The following is a 26045-nucleotide window of genomic DNA, read 5'->3' on the forward strand; positions in this document are numbered from 1 at the left end:
AAAGGTGCATATACCTCTTGTATCGCCGCCACGTCAAAAAACTTTAGCCGGAAAAAACAAAGCCCGGCACGCCTGTGAGGCGCCGCCGGGCCATTGTCTGTTCGATCGATCAGGACTTCTTGGCCTGGGCGTTCATCGCCTCGAAGATCGAGGTTATCTGTTCGCCCTGCTTCTTCATCTTGGCCAGGGCAGTATCGAGCGCGGAGAACTTCTTGGTCAACGATGCCGTCAGCAACTCGGTGCGACGATCCAGCGCCGCCTGCTGGTTTTCCAGATTCTTGGCCGCCTTGTCGAGGTTCGTCTTGCGGGAATCGAGCATGCCACCGGTCGAGTTGTATGGATCGATGGCCTTGTTCATCCGTTCGAACAAACCATTGGTGCCCGTGAACAGCTCCTGGATCTCAGACCCCAGCTTCTTGTCGTTCAATGCGGAGGTGAACTTGGTGCTATTGAACTCCAGGGTGCCATCTTTCTGGGTGTTGATACCCAACTGGCTGAGCGTGGTCAGCTTGTCTCCTGCACCGACGTCCGTCAGAACCTTGCGCACATCGCCAAGCAACGAGCGGGTAGTCGGGTCATTGGTCAGCGGACCAAGGCTCTTGACGTTGCCGTTGGCATCTTTCTCAGGCGTGACCAGCGCAGTGACAGCCTTCTGCAGGGTGTTATAGGCATCGACGAAGGACTGCACCGATTTCTTCAGGCCTTCGCTGTCCAGCGCGACAGTCGCCTTCGTGGGATTAACGCCCGTGGATACACCGGTGAGCTCAAGGGTCAGGCCACTGATAGCCTGGTCGACAGTATTCTTCGGGCTTTTCAGTGCCAGCCCGTCGATGGAGAATTCCGCGTCCTGAGCCAGACCACTGATGTAACCCGCGCCGCTTCCAGCAATTGGCTGAGTACCGTTGATGGCAAGCTCCGGAATACCGCTGACAGAGATGTCGCTGCCCTTGCCGGTCGTGGTGGAACCGAACACCAGGCGCGAGCCACCGGCTTCGTTGATGATGTTGGCGGTGATGCCGTTGGCGCTCATTTCCTTGTTGATCTGGTCGCGCACGCTCTGCAGCGTGGCACCGCTGGCGACGTTGATCTTGTAGTCCTTGCCGTTCTGACTGATGGTCAGCTCACCGGCGCCGATCGCCGTGCTGGCACCACCCGCGAACTGCTTGCTGGCGACCTTGGAGCCGGTGGCCAACTTGTCTACCTTGATATCGTAGGTCCCAGCAACCGCCGAGTTGCTCGACTTGATCTTGAACACCTTTTCGTCAGCGGAAGTGCCGGCGTAGGCATTGAACGAAGGGGCGTTCTTGTCGTTGAGTTTCTTCATGGCGTCCTGGAACGCCGTCAAGGCGCTGCGCAGGGAGCCGATACCGGAGATCATCGCGGAGTTGTTGCTCGACTGTCGAGCAATCTGATTGGCCTTGGCCGAGGTATCGGCCTTCACCAACACACTGACGATGTTCTTGATATCGAGCCCGTAGCCCGCACCCGTGTTGGTAGTAATCGGGCTTGCCATGCTGTCGCTCCTCTCTTCGATGGGCCAGCCCCGCTCCTGCAAGACTGACTTGAATCACATATTTGCGCTCGCCGCCAATCAGACCTTGGCGTCGAACAGAATACTTTTGACATCGCTCAGGCTATGGGCGATCCGCAGGGCCTCTTCCGAGGGCAACTGACGAATCAGCTCACCGGTTTCACTGGCGATGACCTTGACCACGATCTTACCGGACTCTTCGTCTGTGACGAACTCCAGATTGCGTCGCGTTTCCTTCAGGAACTTCTCGATTTCCGAGACAGCGCCTTTGACATCATTTGCAGCCTGCACCTTGTCGGCGCCCTGCACCTTGCCCGGATCCTGATGTTTCTCGCCATCACCGGAAGTGCCTGGCGACTGCGCAACCGGTTTTTCAGCAACCTGCTCGGCCGTGCGTGCAGCCGGGTAAGACAGGTTCAGCTTGACGCTCATGTCCATGTCCAGCACCTCACAATGAAAAGGCGGGGAAGCGCCTGGAGAGCACTCCCCCGCCATCAGCTATCAGGCAGATTAGCCCAGCAGCTTCAGGACTGCCGATGGCAGCTGGTTGGCCTGGGCCAGAACCGAGGTCGAAGCTTGCTGCAGAGTCTGCTGCTTGGTCAGCTGGGCAGTTTCCGAAGCGAAGTCGGTGTCCTGTACACGGCCACGAGCGGCTTCGGCGTTCTCGTTGATGTTTTGCAGGTTGTTGATGGTGCTGGTCAGACGGTTCTGCGAAGCACCCAGGTCGGCACGCGAGGTGTTGATTGCCTGCAGAGCGGCATCGATAGCGCTGACAGCGGCGCTGAAGGTGGCCTGAGCAGCGGTGCTATCAGCACCAGTGATGCTCTTGCCGGCCAGGGCAGTCAGGGCTGCGCCGGTACCGGTGGTTTTCATCGCAGCGCTCAGGCTGATGGTGATCTGGTTGGCAGCACCAACGTTCGAACCAACCTGGAAGACCATCTGACCGCCAGTACCGTCCAGCAGGTTCTTGCCGTTCAGCTGGGTGGAGTCAGCGATACGGTCGATCTCTTGCAGCATCGACTGGAACTCTTTGTCCAGCGCGTCGCGGTCTTGCGAGCTGTTCGAGTCGTTACGCGATTGCAGTGCCAGTTCGCGCATACGCTGCAGGATGTTGGTCTGCTCTTGCATCGCGCCTTCAGCGGTCTGGGCGATGGAGATACCGTCGTTGGCGTTTTTGATGGCCATGGTCTGACCACGGATCTGCGAGGTCATGCGGGTAGCGATCTGCAGACCGGCAGCGTCGTCTTTGGCGCTGTTGATTTTCAGGCCAGAGGACAGACGGGTCATCGAAGTGCTCAGTGCGTCGGAAGCACGGTTCAGGTTCTTCTGAACGCCCAGAGAGGTGGTGTTAGTGTTTACAGTCAAAGCCATGACGAATTCCTCGTTGGATTGGGTACTACGGCTTCCGGCCTTGGCAATTCGCCGGGTAGGTGGCCTAGAGAACCTTCGTAATGTTTATCGTCGCCAGGGCAGTTTGCTTTAGGACGATTTCCCAATTTTTTTACTGGCATCCTGCCACTCCAATGAAATCAGGGGTTTGACGCGAAATTAGCAACAGCCAAAAAACAAAAAAGCGCTGACCGATAACGGGCAGCGCCTCTTCTATACAGACACGCGACGCTTAGCCATTGCGCTCGATGATTGCCGAGCCCCATGACAGGCCGACGCCGAAACCACTGAGGGCGACACGCTTGCACTGCGAGCCGATCACATGCTTCTCCAGCAGCAGCGGAATGCTCGAGGACACGGTATTGCCGGTCTCGACCATGTCCTTGACGAACTTCTCGCGCTGACGCCCCTCATCGAAGCGCTGCGAGACTGCATCGACGATCGCCGCGCTCCCCTGATGCAGGCAGTAAAGGTCAATATCCTCGGCCTTCAACTGACTGGCCTCGAGCAACTGCTGCAAGTGCGCCGGCACTTTGACCAGGGCAAAATTATAGACCTGACGACCATTCATGAAGAACGTGCCTTCGGTGGTGCGCAAGTGCTCGGCACCCGCCCCATCACTGCCAAACAGCGACTTACCCAGCTGCCAGGCAGCGCCCTCTCCCATCCAGGTGGCCGTTGCAGCATCGCCGAACAGCATGGTGGTGTTGCGGTCCTCAGGGTCGACAATCTTCGAATAGGGATCTGCGGTGATCAACAAGCCATTCTTCAGCCCCGCGGCATCCATGAAGCCCTTCATGGCATACAGGCCATAGACATAGCCGGAGCAGCCCAGCGAGATATCGAAGGCCGCGATGGCGGTGGACAACCCCAGCTTGTTCTGGACGATCGCCGCGGTATGCGGCAGGCCTTCGGCATCGCCATTCTGGGTAACGACGATCACCACATCGATGGACGCCGGATCCAGCGCCGGGTTACCAGCAAACAATGCGCGGGCGGCCTCGACGCACAGGTCTGAGGTTTCCTGATCGGCACCCTTGCGCGGCAGGAAGGTCGAACCGATCTTGCCGAAGATAAAATCCTGATCCTTGCCGAATTTCGCACCCTGGGCGTAATTGTCGACACCCTCTGCAGGTACGTAACTGGCGATGCTTTTGATGCCAATCATTGTGGCTTCCCGATGGAAATGGCGAAAATTCGCGGGCTTCGCGACCAAGATCATGCACCCTGCCTACCGCATCGACGAGGCTGCCCGCTGACTCAATAGATTAAAGATGCACGTTTCGACTGCCAAGTCACGCAATGATGCATTTCTCCCACCTATACAGCCACATGCAAGGCACGCCAGCGGCACATATCTTGCCTCAGCTAACCCAGATCCAGAATGCCGGGCCGAGCCGAAGCGAATTGAACCTGTGCGGATTCGGCCTCTGCAAGCAAGACCACCCAACGATAAAGGACAGCGCAATGAAGGTCTGCCACACCCATCGGGAAAATCTGTACACGCTGCTGGGCGCACTTTTCCAAATAATGGAAAAGCGTCCGATCGTCGCCGAGCTAGGGGTTCTGCGCGGAGAAAACGCACTAAAAATTCACTCGGCGCTCTCGCCGGAAAAGATGGTGCTCATCGACAGCTGGAGCAAGGCGGCCAACGATGCGTACAGCCCTTTCGATCAACTGCCGCCCTGGGTCGCTCCAGTCGATACCTACGCCTATTACTACGGGGGCTCGCTTCACGACCAGCAGACCTGGGACAAACTGTACGAAGAATGCCGGGAACGCTTCACCCACCTGCCGGAAGTGACAATTATCCGTTCCGAGACCATCGGCGCCATCGAAAAAATCCGACAGGAAACCGACATCAGCAAGTTCGACCTGGTGTACATCGATGCCAACCACCAGTACGAATATATCCTGCGCGACCTGATGTACTACCAGGACCTGGTCGCCGAAGACGGCTTCATCATGCTCAATGACTGCTGCCACAGCCCGAATGGCACCAAACAGAACCTGGGCGTGCTCGAAGCACTGGGCAGCTTCATCAAACGCTCTGATTTCATCCCGGTCGCCATGACCAATACCGACTGGTCGGATGTAATTCTGGTCAGGAAGAACTCCATGCTCGTTCAGTTGATGGACATGGCCCTGACCAACTCGGACGTCCCCTACGTCGAAATCCCCTACCAGTTGATCACCGCAGCGCGTGTGGTCTACGGAAGCCAGCAGCACAATATCAGCTTCTGCTGATACCGCCCCGCATGGGTCACTCCACCCCATGCAAGCCAATGCAAACAATAAGGGCGCCACTCCTGGCGCCCTTGTTGTCCATTCACCTACTGATCAACCCACGAGCACGGCGCGTCGCCAGGCGTCCAGCCTCTGTCCCTCGAGCAACCAATCACTGCGCACCATCGCCTGCTGGGCGCTGCCAAGGGCCGCAGATGCATCACGATCATCAAGATGCAGACGTATCGCCCGAATCCAGTCACAGGCCTGATTGCTCACCCTCGACAATGGCAAGGTATCGCCACCTGCGAAGCCAGCCACCCGACTACAGATTACCGACTGACCGCACGCCGCATGCTGGAGCACACGCACGTCACCGGAAAATGCGTTCACCTCAGACTCGCCCATCGGCACAAGGGCGATGTCCAGGTCCAAGGCAGCCAGGGTGACGCCGAGGGATTGCGCATCCACAGCATGATGATGCTCTTTGAGATAGGGCAACAAGCTGGCAGGACAGTCCCCCAGCACAACCCAGTCGACCTCGCCCGCCAGCACCGGCACTACTTCGGCGAGCAGGTACGCATCACGACACCCGAGCCATCCCACGCGGGGCTTCTCTCCTGCGCGCCGCCCCCCTTGCAAGCGTCCCCACGAAGCTGGCAGCACATTTTCGAGCACCTGGACATCGTCATGCCAACCCTGCAGCCTCTCGGCTGCGGCAGCTGTTGCAACCAGCACCCTGTCAGCCTGCATCACTGCGGGCCGGATACGCCGCTCCAGATCTTCGGCATGAAGCAACTGCGCACCGCCCAGGTCCTGCGGATAACGATCCAGATCGTAGACCTTGAACGCCTGCGAGAAAGCTCGCAGCCTACGCAAGGTCAATAACCCAGCCTCATCCAGCGCCCCCTGCAGGACAACACTTGAGGGATTGAAGCGTTCTATTTCCACGACTGACAATGTCCCGGCGACCACTGCACCCTCCAGACGACCTGCCTCACGCAAGGACTCCATGGGTTCCAGCAGCCGCGAGGGTGCTGCCTGCTCCTGATCGACCACAAAGGCCAGCACGCTTGGCACCACCCCCTGCAACGGTCGCCAACTCATTTCATAGCCCTGAACGGCGAACTCCTCGCCGGTACTCAGCGAAAAGTTGACGTTGTACGCCGCATCATGCGCCAACTGCGGCAACCAGCGCGCATATAGCGCTTCCTCCTGCTCGGCACTGGCCGGCGCAGGCGGCGGAGCATCCAGCAATACCCTGGCGTGAGGCGTCCAGACATTCAGATAACCCGCCTGAGCCAACCGCAGGCACAGGTCCACAGCCGCCCAGCGGGAATACAACGGATCGGTATCGAAGCCACCAAGCTCGACAAACAGCGAGCGGCGCACCATGAGACACTCACCACCGACAGCCGAACAATCCTGCTCCAGCCCAAGGCGCCCCATGTAACCCGGATCCTGCACCGACCGCCCCTCGAAGGCACGCCCAACCCCGCCCCCCAGCCCCATCACCAGGGCTGCCTGATGGATAGCACCATCGCGGGACAACAGCTTGCAACCAACCGCCCCCACCTCCGGACGCTGGGCATGATTGAGCAACGTGGGCAGCCAATCATCATCAAGCACCACGCTATCAGCATCCAGCCATAGCAGATAATCGCCACGAGCCTGCTCGGCTGCCGCATTGCACATGGCCGCGCGTGCATGGCCGGGCTCGAAGCGAAGGACCCTGAAGCGTCCCTCCCCCATTTGCCCGACCATCGCCAGCCAGTCCAGCAGCACCTCATCATCGCCGCCTGGCTCAACCAGCAAAACCTCGTACTCGACGTGAGCTGTCTGCTTCAGCAAGCTCTCCAGACAACGTTGGAAGCTCACCAGCTGCCCTTCAAGGAAGATGATGATGCTGACCGAGACCGATTGTTGATGGGCATACTCGATTCGATAGCGACCAGGAGCAGCGGGCAATGGCAACGCTCGAGCACCGTCATATCCTCGCCCCTGCAGGTGTGCTTCGATGACCGCGCAGACGTCTTCGCACGGCTGTAGCAGCAGCGCATTGCCAATCAGCAACGGCTCACTGACATGACCAACGCATCCCAACCCGCGCTCACTGATCAAACGCAACTGATAATCCAGCTCGAGCGCACGACCAGCAGCGTCGTTGAAACCGCCTAGCTGACGCCAGGCATCGCATCGGTACAGCCAATGTCGTGACAGGCTCTCCGGGAAAGCCAGCAACATATCCAGATTCAGATCAGGGCGTAGCGCGGTTTCGACCACACCCTGCGCCTGACACAAGGCCTCGTCAGCGTAGACAGCCAGGCAGTCCGACGAGGCCCGAACCAGCTCAAGCGCCGTCATCAGCAAACCACTGGCGGTAAACTCGGTGCCTGCATCGACCAGCATGAACCATTCATCGGAGCCCCCCTGCAGGCAGGCATCAATGGCCGTGACCGATCCCGCCCGGGAACCATCTCTATCCAGCACACAGGTCCGCACCCCCCGATACAGGCCGCGAGCCAGGCTATCCAAAGTAACCGCCAGCGCTGCATCGTCACCACGGTCCTTTACCAGCACGACAAAACGCACAGCAGCAGCACTGGCCAGATGCTCATCAATCACCTGCATCTGTCGCGGCCGGGGATAGCGCTGACGCAGCCAGCCACGCCCTCCCAGCCGATCACCCACGGCTTCACGACGGGCGGCAGCCTGCGTCTTGGCGATGAACACTTCAAGCTGAGTCCAGAACGGCGCCGTTCGCTCGACATAACGCTGCAGCGCGCCATCCAGGCCGCCACGGGCATGTGCCAACGCATCTTCGCGATCCAGCATGGCGAAGCCGGCACTGCCGACAAAGCTGGCGTCAAGGAAGGCCTGGTCGATGCCGTGGCCGGGTATGAAAATGACCGGGCACCCGCAAAGCACCGCGATTACGCAGGTCATCGACCATTCATGGGTATACATCACCTCCGCCCGGCGAAGCAGCTGCGCCAACTCCGACAACGTCAGAGCGTTCGCCATGCTCAGCAGGCGGATATCCTCTGGCAGTATCGAATAGTCAATGGCATCGAGCGGATGGCGATTCTGATACAGATACCGGCCTTCACGCCGATCAACTGGCTCTCCGGCACAGAACAGGTCCACATCGATGGTAGGCAGGCACAACAGGTCCCCCTCCGGACGACCGTGGTCTTGCGCGATCAGCTTGCCTGAGTAGAAACACAGGTCACTGGGAGCCGCCTCCATTCCTCGCCCACTGATGAAACCTTCGAAGTTCAACAGAAAGCGTGCCACGACCGAACAATGGAAGGGGTTGCCCACCGTGACCTCGGGGTAGACCGCGATTGGCACCCGACCAGCAAGTCTGTGACGCTCGCTGGCCTCATCATCGAGCAACGGCGTCTTGAGCTCGGGGTTCACCACTTTGCCGCCCAGGATGTAGGCCTCTCGCCCGTTGAGGTTGAGCAGGTGACAGAGGTAATGAAGCGAGGCAATCCCCGATGAGGTTTCCCGGTAATCCGGCGCCATGATGTAGTACGGGTGCTCTGGCCGGGCATACATCAACCGAAGACGCTTCATGGCCTGCTCAAGGCCCGCGCCCACCTGCACGGAATTCGACATGGGGTAAAAACTCCAGAAATCAGCTGAACAGTCGCCGAGCCAAGGCCGTTACGCCTTCTGCCTACCTGCGAAGAATTGGAAGATCGCCTCGCACACCTCGGTGACCTGCTCGCTGGTCATGTCGGAATAGAGGGGCAGGCGCAGCAGGCTTGCAGAAACTTGCTGAGTGACAGGCAACTGACCGACACTGCGCGCGTAGCGCAGGCCTGCCGGGGAATCATGCAAGGGCACGTAGTGGAACACAGCATAGATCCCCCGCTCGCGAAGAAACGCGATCAACTCTCCACGCGCCTCGTTGCTACGCATCAATACATAGAAAATATGGGCGTTGGCCGGCTTGCCACCCGGTGCGCAAGGCAAGGTCAAGCAACCGTCCGCTTCAAGAGGCTCTAGTTGGTGGTAATAGGACTCGTACAAAGCGCGACGATGTCCATTGATGCTCTCTCCCTGCTCTAGCTGGGCATAGAGGAAAGCAGCCGTCAGCTCGCTGGGGAGAAAAGACGACCCCACATCCACCCAGGTGTACTTGCTCACCTCGCCTCGGGAAAAGGCTTTGCGATTGGTACCTTTCTGCCAGATGATTTCAGCCCGCTCGATCAACTTGGGATCGTTGATGAGTAGCGCCCCTCCTTCACCGCTGATCACATTCTTCGTTTCATGAAAACTCAGGCATCCCAGATGCCCAAAGGTCCCCAGTGCGCGATTTTTATCCCGGGCGAGGATCGCCTGGGCGGCATCTTCAATGAGAATCAGACCGTGCTTGTCGCATAGGTGCAGCAAGGCAGCCATATCGCAAGGCTGCCCCGCATAATGCACCGCGACAATCGCCTTGGTCTTCTCGGTGATGGCGGCCTCGACAAGGCGCTCGTCCAGGTTGAGGGTATCCTCGCGCACATCCACGAAAACCGGCACCGCGCCGCGAAGCACGAAAGCGTTGGCAGTGGACACGAAAGTGAACGACGGCATGATGACTTCATCTCCCGGCCCGATATCCGCCAGGATCGCCGCCATCTCGAGGGCTGCCGTGCACGAATGCGTCAGCAGCGCCCTGGGACACCCCAGGTTGACCTCGAGCCATTCCTGGCATAAGCGCGTGAACTGCCCATCGCCGGCGATGCCACCATTCATAACCGCCTGGGCGATATAGAACAGCTCTTTGCCAACCACAAATGGCTTATTGAAAGGAATGATCTGCTTGTTCACGTTCATGTCTCCGGTATCCACGCCTCAGGCGAAGTCCGACAGGGAAAGGTAGCCACCCAGCAGGGCATCCAGGAAGTCGACCTGAACTGTTCGCTCGAGCTCATGCTTGTCGAAGAAGGCGCGCGCCCGCTGGTAGTAATACTGCTCCAGCGCCTGATCGGCATCGGTATGTCCCGCATCCAAGCCGTGCTGCGACAGTGCCGAGCATTTGACTGCCGCGTACTTGCGACAGCATGCCTCCACCGACTGGTCGAGCCATGCGCTACGCTGCGGCCGGGTGAACTCGAAGTAGCTGCTGGCCTGCGACGAAATCGACTTGTCCAGCAGCAAGGCGGCCAGGTTGTCGGCCAACCATGGCGCAAAATGGTAACCATCACGACGAGTGCCGGAAGCAATGAAGGTGTTGTCGTTAAGCTGGCCGATGACCGGATAGCCATCGAGACTCAGCGGACGATAGCCAAAGTTGTAACGAATGAAACCACTGGTACGGTGCAGATGGTTGACCTGGTTGATCGCACCGTTAATCAGCGCGGCCATCGACTCTGCGCGAGGGAAGTGCTCGTCGGCGGTGGTCACCAGATTGGTGGCCCCGACGACGAACTGATCACCCTGGTAGGGCGCGTGGTAGATTCCGCAGGCACCGCCACGATTTGGCGTGCGCAGGACATAGCGCCCCTGTATTCCTGGGTTCTTCAACACCACCGTGGCGCCGGCGCCATTGATCACACGAATGCAGCCTTCCTCCTGCCAGAGGCGCGTGGCCATGCTGCCGTTGGCCAACACAACCCGCTCGGCGCTCAGTACGCGCCCGTCTTCAAGGGTCACGCCACGAGTCCGACCGGCGACTTTGTCGAGCGACTTCACCACGCCATCGACAAAGCGCACACCACGCCTTTCCAAGGTGGCCTGCAGCGCATGGATCACACCATCCGGATTGAGCACGCCCTCGCGCGGCAGGAAAAAAGCCTGGCGCGTACGATAGCGCTCACCCGGCACATAGGCGGGTTCCAGCTGCGGATCGACGCGCTCATAAGGCTCGTCGAACTCATCAAGATAACCAGCGATGGCATCGAAGGCGGCATCCTCGAAACGGTTGGATGCGTTGTTGTTTATCAGCACAGTACCCAGACGGTAGTGCTCAGCGGGAATATCGAATTCTTTTACGAAATCTCCCCACAGACGAGCAGATGCCTGGCTTAACTCGAACTTCAGACGATCACGCGGCTGATCGAGTGCGCCAGGCTCGAGTTCGGCGAAAGAGTTGAGCATTGCCGCAGCCGCCATGGAGGCGCTGTAAGGGCGCGCTGCCGGGCCCACAACCTGAATGCACTCGCCCGGAACACTACGCGACAAACCTGCGGCGATAGCCAGGCCGACCATGCCATTACCAACAATCAGAAACATGGTGACCCCCTTACAGAAGCTTGACGATGCACAGCGACGGATAGGTTTCCGATCGCTTGATCTCGTGGCGCACTTTCCCCAGTACTTCGGCTACATAGGCATAGCCCTCACCTGGCAGGAAGTCGCGCTGCAACTGGAAGAACACCAGCAGCGAGCCCGGCAGACAACGCGGCAGGATCTGCTCGAGGGCAAAGCGCGTCGGCCCTTCAAGGTTCATATCGAAGAAGGCCAGCGCCACCAGCAAGTTCCGCTGTTCTTCGATGAACTGCGGCAGGGTATCCTTGATATCACCCTCTACGATTTGATGACCGCCTGGTACCTGCGGCAGTGCGTTGATGCCTTCATGCAAGCTCAGCAAGTGCCGCAGATAGTCCGCGTAACCGTTACCGGTGGCATAGCACCCGTCCTGGAAATTGACGTTGGCGACCTTGCCGTCGCCGGCATGGGATTGGTAACCCGCAAAAGTGTCGAACGCAGCAATACGTCGCTGCTTGTTGAAGGGCTCGAAGATGGCGCGCAGGTTTTCGCAGAGTACGGCGTTCTGCCCACGCCAGGTTCCGAAGTCGAGCACCGAGCCGGGCAGGCGAACGATGTCCCGGTACAGATCGGAAATTGCCAGCATTCGCGCCAAGGATGCAGAACGAATGAACAAACCAAGATTTCGCTCTTTCTCAGCATCATCAAGAGGTGCGTTCGCGAACGCCTGCCAAAGTTGCTCGCGCGCGTCGAGCTGACTATCGCTGGATTGGGTGACAGAAGTGGAACCGCTTTTGAGCATGATGTTCTCCAGGCAAAGAGGGATAAGGACGGCGCGTCAGGAAAACTTGCGCACAAGCAAGGTAAACTCGTACAAGCCGTAGTCATGCAAGAGTGCCACCTCTCTGGAGTAGGTTCTTTTGCACAGATCAAAATAGAAACAAGGATCACCGTAATACAGGTAATCACGCATGAAGGGCGGGTCCGAGTACGAGGTAAGACAATTGAAGGCAAAGCCTTTGCGGCTGCAGGCATCCATCGCACGCAATACGTCGGCGATGTACCTCTCCCACTCGTCGCGAGCGGTGTTCTGACAAACGTTGAAGATGCCACTGGCGACCGCATAATCCGCCTGCCGCGACGCACTTTCGGCCACTTCGAAGCGCACTGCGTCATCAGCCGGATGCTGCTGCCTGGCTGCGGCAATCATCTGCTCGGAGAGGTCATAACCGTGATAGTCCACAGCCATTCCCTGCTCACGCATCCAGGTCAACAACGCGCCGTAGCCGCACCCGACATCGATAAGACTGAAACCCGCATGCTGCTCTTCGACAGGCACCAATTTAAGCAACTGGGCAAAACGCTGTTGCTGGGAAGCGCTGCCATTCCAGTCGACCCCTTCTGGAGTTGCGCCATGCGCACGAATACGCGACGAATAGTAATCCGCCACACCCTGCAAGATATCTGTGCTCATGGATGACGCTCCAGAAAGGTGGATGCTTCACTACCGGTATTGAAAAGCAGGTCGAGGACACTGACCGCGTGCTCAAACCCACCGAACAACTGCGGATACTCCGGATAGCCGGCATAGCTCATGTACGAGACCTCAAGGCCGCCTGCGGCGAACGCAGCCTCGTCCAGATAGCTGCTGGCTGCCGGTCCCGATAGGTACTCGGTCGCCCCAAGGGCCTGACAAAGATGTATCAACCGCTCGTTCTTACCTTCACTGCTACGCCCCAGCTCCTCGGAGCGAAACAGCGGTGTATCGATACCGAGCAGAGCGCACAGGCCGGTGATGAAAAGCTGGTTGATGGAGGAAAGACGAGTGACCGCGGCGGCTTGCTCGTAGAGCGTGCGAACTGGGAGCTCCATCTGATCGAAGCAGGCGGCTCGCCGATAGTTCATCTCGATTGTCTTCCAGTGCTTGGCCGCCCAATCCGCCTCGCTGACCTCGACTTCGTTGATCAGTTGCTCGTATCGACCACGGTTCTTTACCGGAACACTGAGCCAGTGCTCACCTTGGGCGGTCTTGATCTTATTGCGATTACGCCAGTCGCGACGCGTATACTGGACATCGTCATAGAGCACGAACGCGTCGACACTGCGAATCAGGTCGAAGTACCCCTTCCACGGGATGTAGTTCGATTGCACCACCGCCACTTTCTTTTGCATCCCGAACCTCATAGGCACAGCACAGGCACTGCATTCAGCCTGTCAATAAATCGCCGCCAGGCAAGAAAAAGCCGGGCTTGTAGCCCGGCTTTTGCAAATCCCGCGCCAGCTCGTGCCCAGCTGGAAGCACGGAGCACCTTGCTCCCTTGATGACGCTCATGGAGACAGTCGCGGAATGGATTTCGACAGGGGCCGCAGCCCTCCCGGCCTTACCCGACAGCTATCAAAGCGGTTTTGGACGGATAGCGAAGCCCCCGCCGGCCAGCCCCGGGATGCCAGGCATGACCAGACGCACCCAATGCGCCAAGCACTGAAACCCGCGATACTGGTTGGCGCGCTTTCTTGATAGCACCTGGCCTTGGCAGATTTCGATTTACAGTTTTGGCGGCGGACAGTCAGCCTGCTGATAAGTCAGCGCATAGGTGTAATGCCTGTCAAAACTGTACGGTGTCGCCCCCGGTGCCGACCACTCGGCATACTTCCCCGACATGCTGGTTGGCGTCGACATCTCACCGATACCAATAGTCGCGACATTGCCGTAATGGGCGAGCGGCACATTGCCATACCACTGGATTTCACTGCCGTTGGCAAACCATGCACCATTCCATTTGGCTTCAGTAGTGGAATACCAGGTCTTGTCGGGCTTGAAACAGACCATTTGAATAGTGGCAACAGCACCGCTGGACACATGATATGTGGTCAGCTTCCAGTATCCCAATGGAGCTTCGCCTGCCTGCACGGTGAGGGCCGCACCAAAAGCAATGGCCAAGATCGAAATCCGGCTCAACATTTTTTTCATCGTTTAATTTCCTTGAGTTTTCTGCGCGAGCTCCGTGCCAATCACAGATGATTGATCGCGCCCCGGCACCCGTAGGTGCCAACCAGGAAATTCTATGCATTTACGCATTTAAAAGCAATGCATTTATGCAATTTTAATTCAGCGCACTATTTCTTGGGTATGCACAGCCCCCCAATTCCTGTTACCTGTAATTTGTGCAATGGGCACGGACTCAAGACGCTCCGCCGCCCCTCGAAACGACACATGGCCGCCTCGGAGAACTGCACTCCCCGTAGGCGGCCATGCTTGGCAAGTCGGTTGCCAGGAACAGTCCACAACCATGCATCTACCACTAGACGCAATAGCGTTGAATTATCCCAACTGAGCGATCCAGTTGCTGGACGGTGGCGCTTCACCCGCGCCAAGGGAATCCAGCTGCCCATCTCCCTGGAAAGCCTCAGGCCAATGCGCCGCCAATTGCGAAGACGCCTCATCACCCAGGACCGGCAGGTCCGTGGCAAGCAACTGCGCGCGAGGCGTCCAGACCACCATCAACCCAGCCTGGGCGACCGCCAGGCTCAAGCCGACGCCGACATCCCCTGCGACCGGCAGGCCACCGCAGTGCACGAAGGCTTCACGGTCCACCATCAGGCAACCATCCGAGACTGCGGAACAACTGCGTACCGACAGCGGCCAGCGGGCCTTGGCGGCACCCTCGAGCGACAGTTGCCGCCAGGGGGCATGCACTTTGGGGCCGGCCAGCAGCTGATAGCCTGCGTGCGCCAACGTACCGTCAGCCGCCCACAGGCTGGCACCGACAACCCCTACTTCAGGCCTCTGCGCCTCGTTCAACAGCGATTCGATCCAGGCCGGGGTAATGACCTGGCAATGCGGCGACAGCAACACCAGGTAATCGCCACGTGCCTCGCCGGCCGCCAGGCCGAGCAGTTGCCGATGCGTTGCCACGACTTCGCCGGTTACGACCCGCAGTCGGCCACCCAATGCCTGGAACGCTTCGACCTGGGCCGCTGAAGGTTGCCCGGGAAGCGCCAGTACCACTTCGTAGCGCGGGTAGCGGGTTCGCTGGAAAATGCCGGCCAGCCACGCAGGCTCGACCTCGCCCGCCAGCACGATGCTGACCAGCGGTGTGGCGCTATGGCGGAACTCGATCGCCAGCCCTCCTGCCCCTTGCTCACTGATCTGCGGGCGATAGCCCAGCTGGGTGAGGTGGCGATTGAGGATCTTGCGCGCCTCCTCGGTGGATGCCGAGGAAGGTTGCTGGCTGACCACCAGGTAGTCATCCATGTGCGCCAGGCTGGCTGCACCGTGATGCTCGACCAGGCGCAACAGCAAGTCATAATCCAGGGTCTGCGGGTCGGTACCGTTGTAGCCGTCCAGGTCGAGCACGGCCTGACGACGAACCAGCCAGTGCCGCGCCATGAGCCCCGGTTGGCTACGCAACAGGTCCAGATCGCTGCCAGGCCGGCGCACGGCGAACAGGCGCCCATCACTGTCACGCTGGACTTCGTCGGCGGCGATGGCCTGGCAAGCCGGGGCCTGGGCAAGCTCTACCGCCAGGCGCATGAGCCCGCCAGCAAGAAGCACATCGCCGGCCTCGAGCAACAGCAGCCACTCGCTGGGCAACTGGCGCACCAATTGGTTCAGATGCGAGACCCAGTTGCCCTCTGCGACCTGGATGAAGTGCAAGGTGTCCCGCGCGGTGGTAATCGCCGGCGGCTTGCCGGCCTTGAGCACCACCAGCTTGAAATTGCGCACGCCGCTGGCCAACAGGCTGTCGAAGGTTGCCTGCAAGGCCAGATCATCGTTGTTCAGGTCAAGTACGACGAAGGCGATCTGCGGCGCCGGGTGTTTGGCCAGGTGGGCCAGCACCCGCTTGCGCGCAGCTTCATCCGGGGTGGCCGCATCGATCGCCGCGAGCACCTGCCCCGATGGCGTGTCGAGCAGGGAATGGCGTGTCTCGCTGTCCGGCACCCCGAGCAGCCGCGCCATCCAGTCCCCCATCTCACGGGCATGGTGCGTGTTGTCCTCACCGGTCAGCACCTGGTTGAGGGAGCGGCACACCTGGACATTGAAAAGGCCCAGGCCCAGCGCCTTCCAGTAACGCTCCTCAAGACTCTCACGGGTGTCATTGGGGTGCGTCACCAGCAGGTCGCGCTGACGGACCCAGGCCCCCTCGAGGGCATGCCGATGACGCTTGCCGGTCGGCCAGGCATGACAGAGGAACTCCACCTCGGTCAACCGATCGAACAACGGGCGATTGTAATAAGGCAGTTCCACATGCTGCTCGGGCTCGAACGAACGCGCCGGGTCATCGATCACGCTGGTCCAGCGCGAGGTGAAGAGAAGCGGCTGCTCGCCCTGGCACCAGGTTTTGCGCACGAAACGATTGAGCGCCTCGAAGCCGTCATCAGCGCACAGGACGCTCGCGTCATGCCCGCCGCCCCACTGACGCAAAGCCCGCACAGTCTGGACCATACGCTCCTCGCGCACGGCAGAGGACAGCTTCTCAGGCTGCGATTCGCAGATCACATCGGTCTGCTCCAGATGGGCGACTGCCCCGAGCAGCAGGATTGCGCAGGACAAAGCCACCCGCCAGCCTGCAGCATCGAGCCCTTCCGGCAGCGACACCAGTGCGGCCCGTAGCGCCTGCGTACGAATTACCGCACGCCAGGCTTGCTGTTCGGCGTCCGCGTAGTGTCGCAAGCGATCCAGCACACTCTCCCCGGGATGTGCAGCGAAAGCTTCCCCCACCTTGTGGTAGGTCAGCTGACTATTACCGGGCGCATAGGCCAGGGCGTGGCCTTGCACGGCCATTACCTCCGGCTGGGCACGCAGGTACCGCACCGCATTGTCCAGCGCGGCACCCAGGACGAAATCGGCATCCAGCGCCAGGCAAACGAACGGCGTCGCCACCTGTGCCAGCAATTCTCCCAGGGCGGCAGCATCGACCACCGCTGCCGGCGTCAGGCCCTGGCACGGCACGCCAGCCCGCTGATAGTAGTGCGCCGCACGAGCACGGTGATCCGCCTGCTCATGCCCGAGCAGGACGACGGTCACTTCATCACGCGATCCGAGTGTTGTTTCGTTCATAGGGCACCTGTTCAAGGGGTTCGGCACCTGGCTTGGCCAGGCGCCAGGATTCAGTCAGCCAGCCAGGCGTTGGCCCAATGCTGCAGATGGTGTTCGTTCAGTACGTAGTCTCGCAGGACCGCCTCGCGCAACGCATCACCCTGGCGGTAGCTGGCCATCGGATCGGCAAGGTGCATGCGGATCGCGTCCAGCCACTGCTCGGTGGTGTTCTCGCGGACCCTCGTGCAGGGAAGGTAGCCTGCGTATGCCTTGGTATCGGTGCAGATGACCGGGAAGCCGCAAGCGCCATATTCCAACAGGCGCAGGTTGCTCTTGCAGTCGTTGAACAGGTTCTGCTCCAACGGCGCCACGGCCAGGTCCAGGTTGAGACTGGCCAGCTTGCGCGGATAGTCCGCGAAGGAGATCCCCGGGTGAAACTCCTTGACGTAGGGCAGCAGCGCCTCTGGACACATGCCGAAGAACACCCAGTCGACTTCGCTGGCCAAGGTCTTGATTACATCCAGCATCAATTCCAGGTCACCGCGGTGACTGGTACCCCCTGCCCATCCCACACGCGGACGCACGCTGGTCTGGCGCTGGCTGGTCAGCCCGCTCCACAGCGATGCGGCGAGCATGTTGGGGACTACACGAATGTCCTGGTGCATGCTGGACAGCGCGTCGGCCAGAGGCTCGGTGGAGACCACCACCCGGTCGCACAGGGAGATGGCCTTGCTGACCAGCTCACGCATGTTGCTCGGCATGTTACGCGCATGGTCGTTCTTCTTTGGCGGCTCGATGATGTAGTCGTCCAGCTCGTAGATGCGCCGCGCACTGGAAAAGCGCTTGTACTGCTCGATATCCCGGACATTCGCGGGCAGGTAGCGGCACTGCAGGATCACCACATCGGGTTTTTCCCGCTCGAGGTCGATCAGCCCCGGCGCGCTGTAGTCGATACGCCCCTGGATCCAGCCCGACCGCTCCAGCTCATTGAACGGCTGGACCACTCGATAGTGTCCGACCGCCGAGGTACTGCTCGGCAACGCCAGGACAGACGGCATGGCCCGCGCGATAAACGGATCCCATCCCCCCCGCAATCCTGGGTCGAAGTTGAAGTTCGGCAACTTGAGGCTGAGGTTGCGGTTGTAGGCCGGGTCATTCGCCACCCAGGCCAGCCAACGCGCATACAAAGCATCACGGTCGTCCTGCCAGCTTCGCGGTGAGCTTTCCTCGGCCGCCTGGGTGCCCAGCTTGGCCACACGCGCGAACGGCGTCCACACACACAGATAACCAGCCGCCCGCGCCCGCAGACACAGGTCGGCGTCGTGCAGCGATGCCTGCAGCGCGGCTGTGTCCAGCCCCCCAAGCTCGGCAAACAGTTCACGCCGCACCAACAGGCAGTCCAGGCTCAGCGCGCTCCAGTTCTGTACCAGGCTCAGCCGGTTCATGTAGCCGTCTTCGTTCACCGGGCAACCCAGGAACGGAGTGGCCGCCGTGGCCTGCATCCCCAAGACCAGGCCCGCCGAGACCACGGTTCCACTGTTGTCGAACAACTTGGGCCCGACCATCCCGACTTCAGGACGCTGGCCAAGCTGCAGGAGCTCCGACAACCACTGCGGTTCGAACAGCACGCAGCCGGCATCCAGCAGCAGCAGATAGTCGCCCCGAGCGTGCACACTGCCTTCGTTGAAGCACTGTGCTCGACCCAGGGCGGCGCTATCGAGCACCCGCAATTGCTCGCTCCCCAGATTCCGCAAACCGTCGAGCCAGGCACGAACATCGTCCGGCGCCCCGGCACCGGCGACCAGTACCACTTCGAAATCGGGATGCGCGGTACTGGCCAGCACAGACTCGACGCAACGCACCAGCACCGCCAGATCGCCAACGGCAGGAATGATGATCGAAACGCTCGCGACCTGGGGGTGCAGGTAGGTGACCCGAGTCATCAGGCTGCCAGCAATTCCCTGCACCTGCGCCTCCACACCCAGGCGCCGCAGGTGCGCCTCCAGCACCCGCGGCGCCTGGACGTGGCCTGCAGTGTCGGCCAGCCATTCGGCATAGCCGTGTCGGCACTGCACCAACACCTCAGGGATATGTTCGACCACCTGTAGCCCGTGAGCCTCGATCATTCGCCACAGCAGGTCGTGAGGCGCCAGGCTTTCGAAGCTGGCGTCAAAGCCCCCAAGCTCACGCACCGCCGCATTGTTGAATGCCAACAGTCGCCCGACGTAGGGCAGGCTGCGCATCAGGTCGAGGTTGAAATCCGGCTTGAAGATCGGTGCCGACGCGGCGAGGCTGTCGTTGGCACCCTCATCGACGTACAGGCACAGGCTGTCACCACGCAGCGCCATGCGCTCGGCCATAATCACCAGCGCATGGGTATGCAGGCAGTCGCCAGCACGCAGCAGGAACAGCCAGTCGGGTGACGGACCGTCAGCCAGCCATTGATTGAGCGAGGCGAACTCGGCATCGCCACGCACCAGGTAACGAACACGCTCTTGCACCGGCCGCTCGAAACCCTCAGGCATCACTACCAGGACTTGCACGGCCGGGTAGGATTGCTGCCAGAGACTGTCCAGCGTTGCACCCAGCACCTTTTCGTCGCCCGCCTCACAGAACACCACCACCGCGATACCGGGCTGGCTTGGCCATTGCTCCACACGCTTGGGCAAGAGCCGCTCCTGCCCGGCAGACAGCCGGCGATGCTCGAGCCATTCAGCGTACAGCTCGGCAAAACTCAGGCTGTGGGTGCCGATCTGCTGGTTGAAGTTGGCCATCTGCGCCCCGAAGAAGCGCCGCAGATCGAGTTCATCCCACTTCTGCTGGGGGTTTTCCAGGTAGTCCGCCAACGGCATGTAGCGCACCCAGCCGTGGGCGGGCGCCGGCTCGGCATTACGTTCGGCGAGCATCTGCAGCAGCCACTGGGTGTCGCTCTTGTACGCCTCGACCATGGTGCCTTGATGGCTAAGACGCCCCGGATGCACCCGCTCCATGCTCAGCACCTGCTCCAGGCTCGCCAGCTGCCCCCGGCGCAGCACGCAAGCGTAGAGCGCCAGGTCCAGGCGAGCGGAAAAACCCTGCCCATCCTGCACCAGGGTGGGCAGATACGCTTCGACCTGGGCACGGCGCAGCAAGGCGTGGCTCAAGCCACCGAACAGGTTGGGTGCATCATCGGCGACGCTTTCCAGCAGGTCGGTGCCATGCAGCACTGCACTGTGCATGGAAATAACGAAGTTCAGCGCGCGTGAAGGTAACAGCACGTCATCGGCGGCGCACAACAGGCGCTGGCAAATGACCATGCTGATCTGCTGCGACTCGCCGAGCACACTGGCCTGCTGGCTGATACAGCCGGCAAAAAGCGTGTCATCGTCACAGAGGAACTTGATCAGCTCGCCCGAGGCGTGCGTCAGACAGGCCAGCAGGTTGCAGGCGAAACCAAGGCGCACCGAGTTGCGCACATAGCGCAAGGGAGCTGGCGAAGTGACACGCAGCTCATCACAGATCGCCTCGATCTCGCCCCCAGGGCTGTCGTCACACACGACAATCTCCAGATTCGGGTAATCCTGGGCGATTGCGCTGGCCAGTGTGGCGCGGAAGAACTCAGGGTTGAACGCAGGGATGGCGATGGTGACAAGGGGTTTTGCGCTCACAGGTACTCACTCAAAACAGAAATTCGCTACAGGGCGACACCCTGCCCCGCTCAGCACCCGAAGGCCTCTGGCAACGTCGCAAAGTGCCTCACCCCGGAACAGGGTGAGGCAGAGCTGCGCGTAGTTGACCCATTCGGCGCAGCAGCGTGGCTCAGATGTAGTTGACCAGCGACAGGCTGGAAATCTTAGCGAATGATTGCATCGAGGCTGTCAGTTGGTTCTTCTGCATCTCCAGGCGCATCATCACTTCGCCGATATCACTGTCGCGGATCGACCCCTGGGTCTTGGTATTCTCGATACCCAGGGCCTCGTTGGTTTCAGCCTGTACATCGAGGGCCTGGCCGCGACCACCAATGGCCGAGATGGAAGATGACACTTGGTTAGTGGCACTGCCAATGTTGCCGATCGCCGAATCCAGCGATGCAAGGAAGGCCTGGCGAGCAGCCGGATCATGGTCCTGCGGGGTGTTCAGCGCGCCGCGCAACTGGCCGATGGTGTTGAGGATGTTCTGGTTCTGGTGAGTATCGACCTTGACGCCGAACGAATCCCCAGCGCTTGGCGGGCCGGACAATTCGAAGCTCACACCTGCGGCGGTGGCCGTGTTTCCGCTGAGGGTTCCCGAGGAAATCGGGCGGCTGTCGGCGGTCATTGGTGCTGCATACAGTTCGAAGTCGGTGGCACTGGTGAACTTGAGTACAGCACCACCACCCGGGAATGCGGCCTTGTAGGCGGTCGGGTCGGTGATCTTGGCGTCGGTGATCTGCTCCGACGATGTATTGCCTGGACTGCGGGTACCGGCAATCGAGTCGGCCTTGGAGCTCAGGCTGAACGTATGGCCGGCGATGGCCGCGTCCGGGTTGGCTTCGTCACCTGGCTTGAAATCGATCTTCAGGCGCAGGTCTACACCGCGGAAGTTGATGCTGATGTTATCGCCTTTGGGGTCGAATTTGCCGCCCTGACTGGCTTCCAAGGTCACATCATTGCCCGCTGCATCGAGGATCTTGTACTCGGTGCTGCTGGTGAACTCGACGCTGTAGGGCTCGCCGCTACGGAAACGGTCGTTGTAGGTGGCACTGCCGGAGACCTGGCCATTGGACAGGCTCACACGGCCGTCATCGGGAAGTGGCGCAGTCTGCTTGGTCTCGCTGCGGCTGGTATTGAGTGCCTGCTCGAACGCGCTATAGCCCGTCTCGTTGGCGGCCAGGCTGAGCATGTCGCCCACCTGCAGCATGAGTTGGCTCTGGTCGCCTTGATAGCTGTAGGTACCGTCGGAATTGCGCACGTAAGGCGGAGTGTCGCCCTTGGAGCCCGAGAACAGGTACTTGCCATTCTCGTCTCGGCTGTTCATCAGCGAGAACAGTTGGTCTTCCAGGGAGGCAAGCTCAGAGGCGTTGGCCTTGCGGTCGGCATCGGTGAAGCCGGCATTGCCGGAGCCCATGGCCAGCTCGTTGACCCGCTGCAGCACCGCGCCAATGGCATTGAGCGTGCTTTCGCTGGAGCCCAGCGCGTTGCGCACGTTGGTGATGTTGCCCTTGAACTGGTCGAGCATGTTCTGCTGCTGTTCGAGCTGCAACAGACGCGCATAGCCAACCGGATCATCGGCGGCGGTGCGCACGCGGATGAAATCGCTGGCTTCTTGCTGGGTCTTGTTGACATTGCCAAAAGTACGCTCGTAATTGGCGCTGCTGCTGGCGTAGAACTGCGGAGTGGAGATGCGCATGGCCTACGGCTCCTTAAAGGCTGTTGATCAAGGTTGCGAAGGTTTCCTGGGCCGCCTTGATGATCTGCGACGACGCGGTGTAGTACTGCTGGAACTTGACCAGGTTTCCGACCTCTTCATCCACCGACACCCCGGAGCTTGAGTTGCGGCTGGTCAGCGCGGAGCCATGCAGCGCGTTGGTGGCGTCGCTGTCCATTGATGCCTGGTTGGTCTTGCCGCCGACATTGGATACCAGCTTGGCGTAGGCATCGGTGAAGCTGATGCCCTTGCTGCCATCGCCGGTATTGACCGTGGGCTTGGTCTGCAGGTCGATCACCGACTGTGCATTGCGGTTGTCTGCAGAACCGGCCTTGGCCAGCGATACGGTGTAGTTGTCACCACTCTTGGGCGCGCCGGAGATGCTCATCTCGAACGAGAACTTCATCTGCGTACCGCTGGCGTCGTTGATCGGGTTGCCGCTGCCATCGACCATTGGCACAGACAGCTGCAGCTTGTTCTCCTGGCCAGGGATGACCGTGCCGCTACCGATCGAGTTACCTTTGGCGTCGTACATGGTGTACGCCTGAGGCGATACGGTATCGTCGCCAAACACCAGCTTGACCGGGGTCGAATACTTCAGCCCGGCCTGCATGTCCGAGCGCTGCTTGGCGTCGTAGATATCCAGCATCGACGTCAGATTCGGCTGGGTGATCTGCCCGGTCCCTTTGTTGCCCGAACCGCTGGTGGCGGTCAGCGGGCTGGCCATGGCCAGGCGGCTCGGGTCGGTCAGCACGGTTTCCATGCTGGCCGCCGCATTGCGGGTCGGGGTGATCTTGAAGCTGTCGCCGGCAACCGGGGCGCCACCATTGAGGTTGAGCGTGAAACCGTCGATTACGGGAGGTGGGTCGGTCGTGATGTCGAAGCTGCCCATCTCGGTGTTGTCGGGCAACCGGCGCACGGAATACTCGGTGGCGCTGGTGAAGACGACTTGATAGTCGTTGGTGGTCAGCTTGCCACTGTCCTTGATGTGCACATCGAGGTTGCCGGAGCCAGCACTGTTGCCCAGCTTGGGGATACTGCGCCCGGCAACGGCCGCTGCACTGTTGATATCGCCAAAGAGGGTGGCACCGAACTGGCCATTCTTGTCGATACCCTGGGCCAGCTGGCTGTTGATCGCGTCGGCGACCACCAATGCCACACGGCCCAGTTCGTTGAGGGCAGGGTCGAGGGTGTCCCTGCGGTAACGCAGCAAGCCACCGATTTCGCCACCGGTAGTGCTATCGGTGACGTCCATCTTGGTCGAACCGCGGTTGAGCACAAGGTTCATGCGCGTCGGGTCGGTCGGGGCAGCTTCCACACCCAGCGTCTGGGTGGAGTTGCCCAGCACCAGGGACTGGCCATTCTTCAGGTAGATGTCGTAGCTGCCCTCGCGCTCCACCACATCCACGCCGACAAGCTTGTTCAGCTCGCGCACCGCGCCATCACGCTGGTCAAGCAAGTCATTGGGCTGACCATTGACAGCACCGAGCTTGGCAATTTGCTGGTTGAGGTCGGCGATGGTCTTGGTGATGTTGTTCACCTGCTCGGCCATCGACCCGAGACTGCCGTTGATGTTGGCGTTCTGCTGGGTGAACTGCGCCGACAGTGTATTGAAACGCTTGGCAAGTGATTGTGCGCTGGTCAGCAGCAACTGGCGCGAGGCATCTTCGGTGGGCTTGGCCGAAGCATCCTGCATGGCGCTGAAGAAGCTCTTGAGTGCGGCAGTGATACCGGTGTCGGCGCCGGACAGGGCAGTGTTGAGCGGGCCGATCTGATTAAGATAAGTGTTGGCATCACTGGAGAGCGACGTGGTGGTACGCAACTGGTTCTCGATGAAGGCGTTGTACACCCGTCGCACATCGGCCAGGGTGGTGCCGGTGCCCATGAATACCTGGCCAACCTGCTGGGCACCCTTGGTCTTTTGCACCATTTGTTGGCGAGAGTAACTTTCAACATCGGCGTTGGCGATGTTGTTACCCAGGACGTACATCCCGGACTGGGCGGCACCCAGCCCCGACATACCGATATTGATCAAACTCGCCATGGTTCCCTGCCCTTAAAGTTGTGTACTGGTACCGAGCATTGCGTAGCTCTGCTGCGACTTCATCTGCTTCGCGATCTGCGAGATCTTGCTGGCGTAATTGGGGTCGGTGGCGTAACCGGCCTTTTGCAGCTCTCGCACAAACTGTTCTGGTTTATCGGCGGCGCTCACTGCATCTTGATAGCGTGAATTGCTCTGCAGCAAAGTTACCAGGTCATGGAAACTGTCCTGGTAGCTGTCGTAGGAACGGAACGCGGCGGTCTCCTTGACGAACGCGCCATTGCGGAACTCGCTGGTGATCGCACGCGCCTCGCCCCCCTGCCAATTGCCGGTTGCCTTGATCCCGAACAGGTTGTGGCTGCTACTGCCATCGGCATTGCGCATGACCGACTTGCCCCAGCCGGTTTCCAGGGCAGCCTGCGCCACCAGGTAGCGCGGGTCGATGCCAATGCGCTTGGCAGCCTGTTCGGCCATCGGCAGCATGGTCTCGACGAAGGCGTCGCTGTCGGCGAATGCCTTTTTCGGCGCAAGCGGAGGCTGCGCCACGGCCCGCCCGAGGATCTGCAGATTGCCGCCCGGGGCCGCGAACGTCTTGGCCGGCTCCCAATCGCCGGTTGCAACGCCACCGACCGGGATGTCGACACGACGCGGCAATGCCGCCGTGTTGGTCGCTGTGGCCGGGGCGCCGGCAGACGGAACGATGCCGGCAAGCAGCCGATCGGTGAGCTTGCCAGGCAGCGCCAGGCGCCGCGAATTGAGCGCCGCCACGTCATTACGCACACCCGCACCTGCCTCGGCATGCACTGGCGCTGCGACTTTCGACGCCCACAACGCTGGGGCATGCCCCTCGATACGTGGGAACGGGCTGGTATTCACAGAGGCAGCCTTGCTCTTGGACAACTGACGCACCAGCACGTCCTGCAGGCCGATACCGCCACCCTCGCGGGACATGCTCACAGCCAATTGCTGGTCGTACATGTCGCGGTACTGCTTGACCGTGTCGCTGTTCATCGGGCTGTCTTCATCGGCCATCACATCGGTGGCCTTGCGCGATGCTTTGAGCAGCTCGCTGATGAACATCGACTCGAATTCCTGGGCGACCTTGCGGACATTGCCCTCACTGTCCCGATCGCCATGCTTGAGCGCGCTCAGGCGGTTGAGGTCGGTGTAGGCGCCGCTGTCGATCTGGCTGGACACCTGAGTTTTTGGATTCATCAGGCGCCCCC

17 protein-coding genes are annotated in these 26045 nt (G+C 60.3%); 1 reads left to right on the forward strand and 16 read right to left on the reverse strand.

The annotated features are described in order from the left end of the window. Positions 1-109: 109 nt before the first annotated feature. From fliD to ABZO33_RS25275, 4 genes are all read right to left on the reverse strand, one after another. A complete protein-coding gene (gene fliD, locus ABZO33_RS25260; protein WP_414538276.1) occupies positions 110-1513 on the reverse strand; it encodes a flagellar filament capping protein FliD in 1404 nt (467 codons plus the stop codon). Positions 1514-1591: 78 nt separating this feature from the next. Continuing rightward, positions 1592-1969, reverse strand: a complete 378-nt coding sequence (locus ABZO33_RS25265; RefSeq protein WP_414538277.1) for a flagellar protein FlaG — start codon at positions 1967-1969, stop codon at positions 1592-1594. A gap of 72 nt (positions 1970-2041) precedes the next feature. Beyond that, complete coding sequence (locus tag ABZO33_RS25270) at positions 2042-2902, reverse strand: flagellin domain-containing protein (RefSeq protein ID WP_414538278.1); 861 nt, start codon at positions 2900-2902, stop codon at positions 2042-2044. 250 nt (positions 2903-3152) lie between these two features. Next, the gene (locus ABZO33_RS25275) at positions 3153-4088 is read right to left on the reverse strand and encodes a ketoacyl-ACP synthase III (protein WP_414538279.1); all 936 of its coding nucleotides are present in this window, start codon (positions 4086-4088) and stop codon (positions 3153-3155) included. Between the two features lie 299 nt (positions 4089-4387). On the opposite strand from ABZO33_RS25275, the gene ABZO33_RS25280 reads away from it, so the two are divergent. Continuing rightward, positions 4388-5167, forward strand: coding sequence for a class I SAM-dependent methyltransferase (locus tag ABZO33_RS25280; RefSeq protein ID WP_094012439.1), 780 nt, complete (start codon positions 4388-4390; stop codon positions 5165-5167). 93 nt (positions 5168-5260) lie between these two features. Here the strand turns inward: ABZO33_RS25280 and ABZO33_RS25285 are convergent, their stop codons facing one another. The 12 genes from ABZO33_RS25285 to flgJ all read right to left on the reverse strand — a co-directional run bounded on the left by ABZO33_RS25285 (position 5261) and on the right by flgJ (position 26034). Then, the gene (locus ABZO33_RS25285; protein WP_414538280.1) at positions 5261-8770 is read right to left on the reverse strand and encodes a glycosyltransferase; all 3510 of its coding nucleotides are present in this window, start codon (positions 8768-8770) and stop codon (positions 5261-5263) included. A 48-nt stretch (positions 8771-8818) separates the two neighbouring features. Next, positions 8819-9973 (reverse strand): dTDP-4-amino-4,6-dideoxygalactose transaminase, encoded by a 1155-nt coding sequence (gene rffA, locus ABZO33_RS25290; RefSeq protein ID WP_414538281.1) that lies wholly within the window; start codon positions 9971-9973, stop codon positions 8819-8821. A 24-nt stretch (positions 9974-9997) separates the two neighbouring features. Continuing rightward, positions 9998-11377: an NAD(P)/FAD-dependent oxidoreductase gene (locus ABZO33_RS25295; RefSeq protein WP_414538282.1), complete on the reverse strand. Its 1380-nt coding sequence runs from the start codon at positions 11375-11377 to the stop codon at positions 9998-10000. Positions 11378-11387: 10 nt separating this feature from the next. Next, positions 11388-12155, reverse strand: coding sequence for a dTDP-6-deoxy-L-hexose 3-O-methyltransferase (locus ABZO33_RS25300; protein ID WP_414538283.1), 768 nt, complete (start codon positions 12153-12155; stop codon positions 11388-11390). 36 nt (positions 12156-12191) lie between these two features. Continuing rightward, positions 12192-12827 carry a class I SAM-dependent methyltransferase gene (locus tag ABZO33_RS25305; protein ID WP_414538284.1) on the reverse strand — a complete coding sequence of 212 codons (636 nt, stop codon included), beginning with the start codon at positions 12825-12827 and terminating at the stop codon, positions 12192-12194. After that, a complete protein-coding gene (locus tag ABZO33_RS25310; protein WP_414538285.1) occupies positions 12824-13525 on the reverse strand; it encodes a WbqC family protein in 702 nt (233 codons plus the stop codon). The genes ABZO33_RS25305 and ABZO33_RS25310 overlap by 4 nt, the downstream gene beginning before the upstream one ends. A gap of 373 nt (positions 13526-13898) precedes the next feature. Continuing rightward, positions 13899-14324 carry a hypothetical protein gene (locus tag ABZO33_RS25315; protein WP_414538286.1) on the reverse strand — a complete coding sequence of 142 codons (426 nt, stop codon included), beginning with the start codon at positions 14322-14324 and terminating at the stop codon, positions 13899-13901. A gap of 351 nt (positions 14325-14675) precedes the next feature. Continuing rightward, the gene (locus tag ABZO33_RS25320; protein WP_414538287.1) at positions 14676-17414 is read right to left on the reverse strand and encodes a glycosyltransferase; all 2739 of its coding nucleotides are present in this window, start codon (positions 17412-17414) and stop codon (positions 14676-14678) included. A gap of 50 nt (positions 17415-17464) precedes the next feature. Then, complete coding sequence (locus ABZO33_RS25325) at positions 17465-21040, reverse strand: glycosyltransferase (RefSeq protein ID WP_414538288.1); 3576 nt, start codon at positions 21038-21040, stop codon at positions 17465-17467. A gap of 151 nt (positions 21041-21191) precedes the next feature. Next, positions 21192-22760, reverse strand: coding sequence for a flagellar hook-associated protein 3 (locus tag ABZO33_RS25330; protein ID WP_414538289.1), 1569 nt, complete (start codon positions 22758-22760; stop codon positions 21192-21194). A gap of 13 nt (positions 22761-22773) precedes the next feature. Further along, positions 22774-24822 carry a flagellar hook-associated protein FlgK gene (flgK, locus tag ABZO33_RS25335; RefSeq protein ID WP_414538290.1) on the reverse strand — a complete coding sequence of 683 codons (2049 nt, stop codon included), beginning with the start codon at positions 24820-24822 and terminating at the stop codon, positions 22774-22776. Positions 24823-24834: 12 nt separating this feature from the next. After that, positions 24835-26034 carry a flagellar assembly peptidoglycan hydrolase FlgJ gene (gene flgJ, locus ABZO33_RS25340; RefSeq protein WP_414538291.1) on the reverse strand — a complete coding sequence of 400 codons (1200 nt, stop codon included), beginning with the start codon at positions 26032-26034 and terminating at the stop codon, positions 24835-24837. Positions 26035-26045 lie beyond the last annotated feature (11 nt).

It is taken from the genome of Pseudomonas sp. CAM1A, assembly GCF_047501685.1.
Classification (GTDB): Bacteria; Pseudomonadota; Gammaproteobacteria; order Pseudomonadales; family Pseudomonadaceae; genus Aquipseudomonas.

Bases quoted from the DNA above. Each gene is read 5' to 3' on its own strand.
- fliD (WP_414538276.1), bottom strand. From the start codon at position 1,513: ATGGCAAGCCCGATTACTACCAACACGGGTGCGGGCTACGGGCTCGAT.
- ABZO33_RS25265 (WP_414538277.1), bottom strand. From the start codon at position 1,969: ATGGACATGAGCGTCAAGCTGAACCTGTCTTACCCGGCTGCACGCACG.
- ABZO33_RS25270 (WP_414538278.1), bottom strand. From the start codon at position 2,902: ATGGCTTTGACTGTAAACACTAACACCACCTCTCTGGGCGTTCAGAAG.
- ABZO33_RS25275 (WP_414538279.1), bottom strand. From the start codon at position 4,088: ATGATTGGCATCAAAAGCATCGCCAGTTACGTACCTGCAGAGGGTGTC.
- ABZO33_RS25280 (WP_094012439.1), top strand. From the start codon at position 4,388: ATGAAGGTCTGCCACACCCATCGGGAAAATCTGTACACGCTGCTGGGC.
- ABZO33_RS25285 (WP_414538280.1), bottom strand. From the start codon at position 8,770: ATGTCGAATTCCGTGCAGGTGGGCGCGGGCCTTGAGCAGGCCATGAAG.
- ABZO33_RS25295 (WP_414538282.1), bottom strand. From the start codon at position 11,377: ATGTTTCTGATTGTTGGTAATGGCATGGTCGGCCTGGCTATCGCCGCA.
- ABZO33_RS25300 (WP_414538283.1), bottom strand. From the start codon at position 12,155: ATGCTCAAAAGCGGTTCCACTTCTGTCACCCAATCCAGCGATAGTCAG.
- ABZO33_RS25305 (WP_414538284.1), bottom strand. From the start codon at position 12,827: ATGAGCACAGATATCTTGCAGGGTGTGGCGGATTACTATTCGTCGCGT.
- ABZO33_RS25310 (WP_414538285.1), bottom strand. From the start codon at position 13,525: ATGCAAAAGAAAGTGGCGGTGGTGCAATCGAACTACATCCCGTGGAAG.
- ABZO33_RS25315 (WP_414538286.1), bottom strand. From the start codon at position 14,324: ATGAAAAAAATGTTGAGCCGGATTTCGATCTTGGCCATTGCTTTTGGT.
- ABZO33_RS25320 (WP_414538287.1), bottom strand. From the start codon at position 17,414: ATGAACGAAACAACACTCGGATCGCGTGATGAAGTGACCGTCGTCCTG.
- ABZO33_RS25330 (WP_414538289.1), bottom strand. From the start codon at position 22,760: ATGCGCATCTCCACTCCGCAGTTCTACGCCAGCAGCAGCGCCAATTAC.
- flgK (WP_414538290.1), bottom strand. From the start codon at position 24,822: ATGGCGAGTTTGATCAATATCGGTATGTCGGGGCTGGGTGCCGCCCAG.
- flgJ (WP_414538291.1), bottom strand. From the start codon at position 26,034: ATGAATCCAAAAACTCAGGTGTCCAGCCAGATCGACAGCGGCGCCTAC.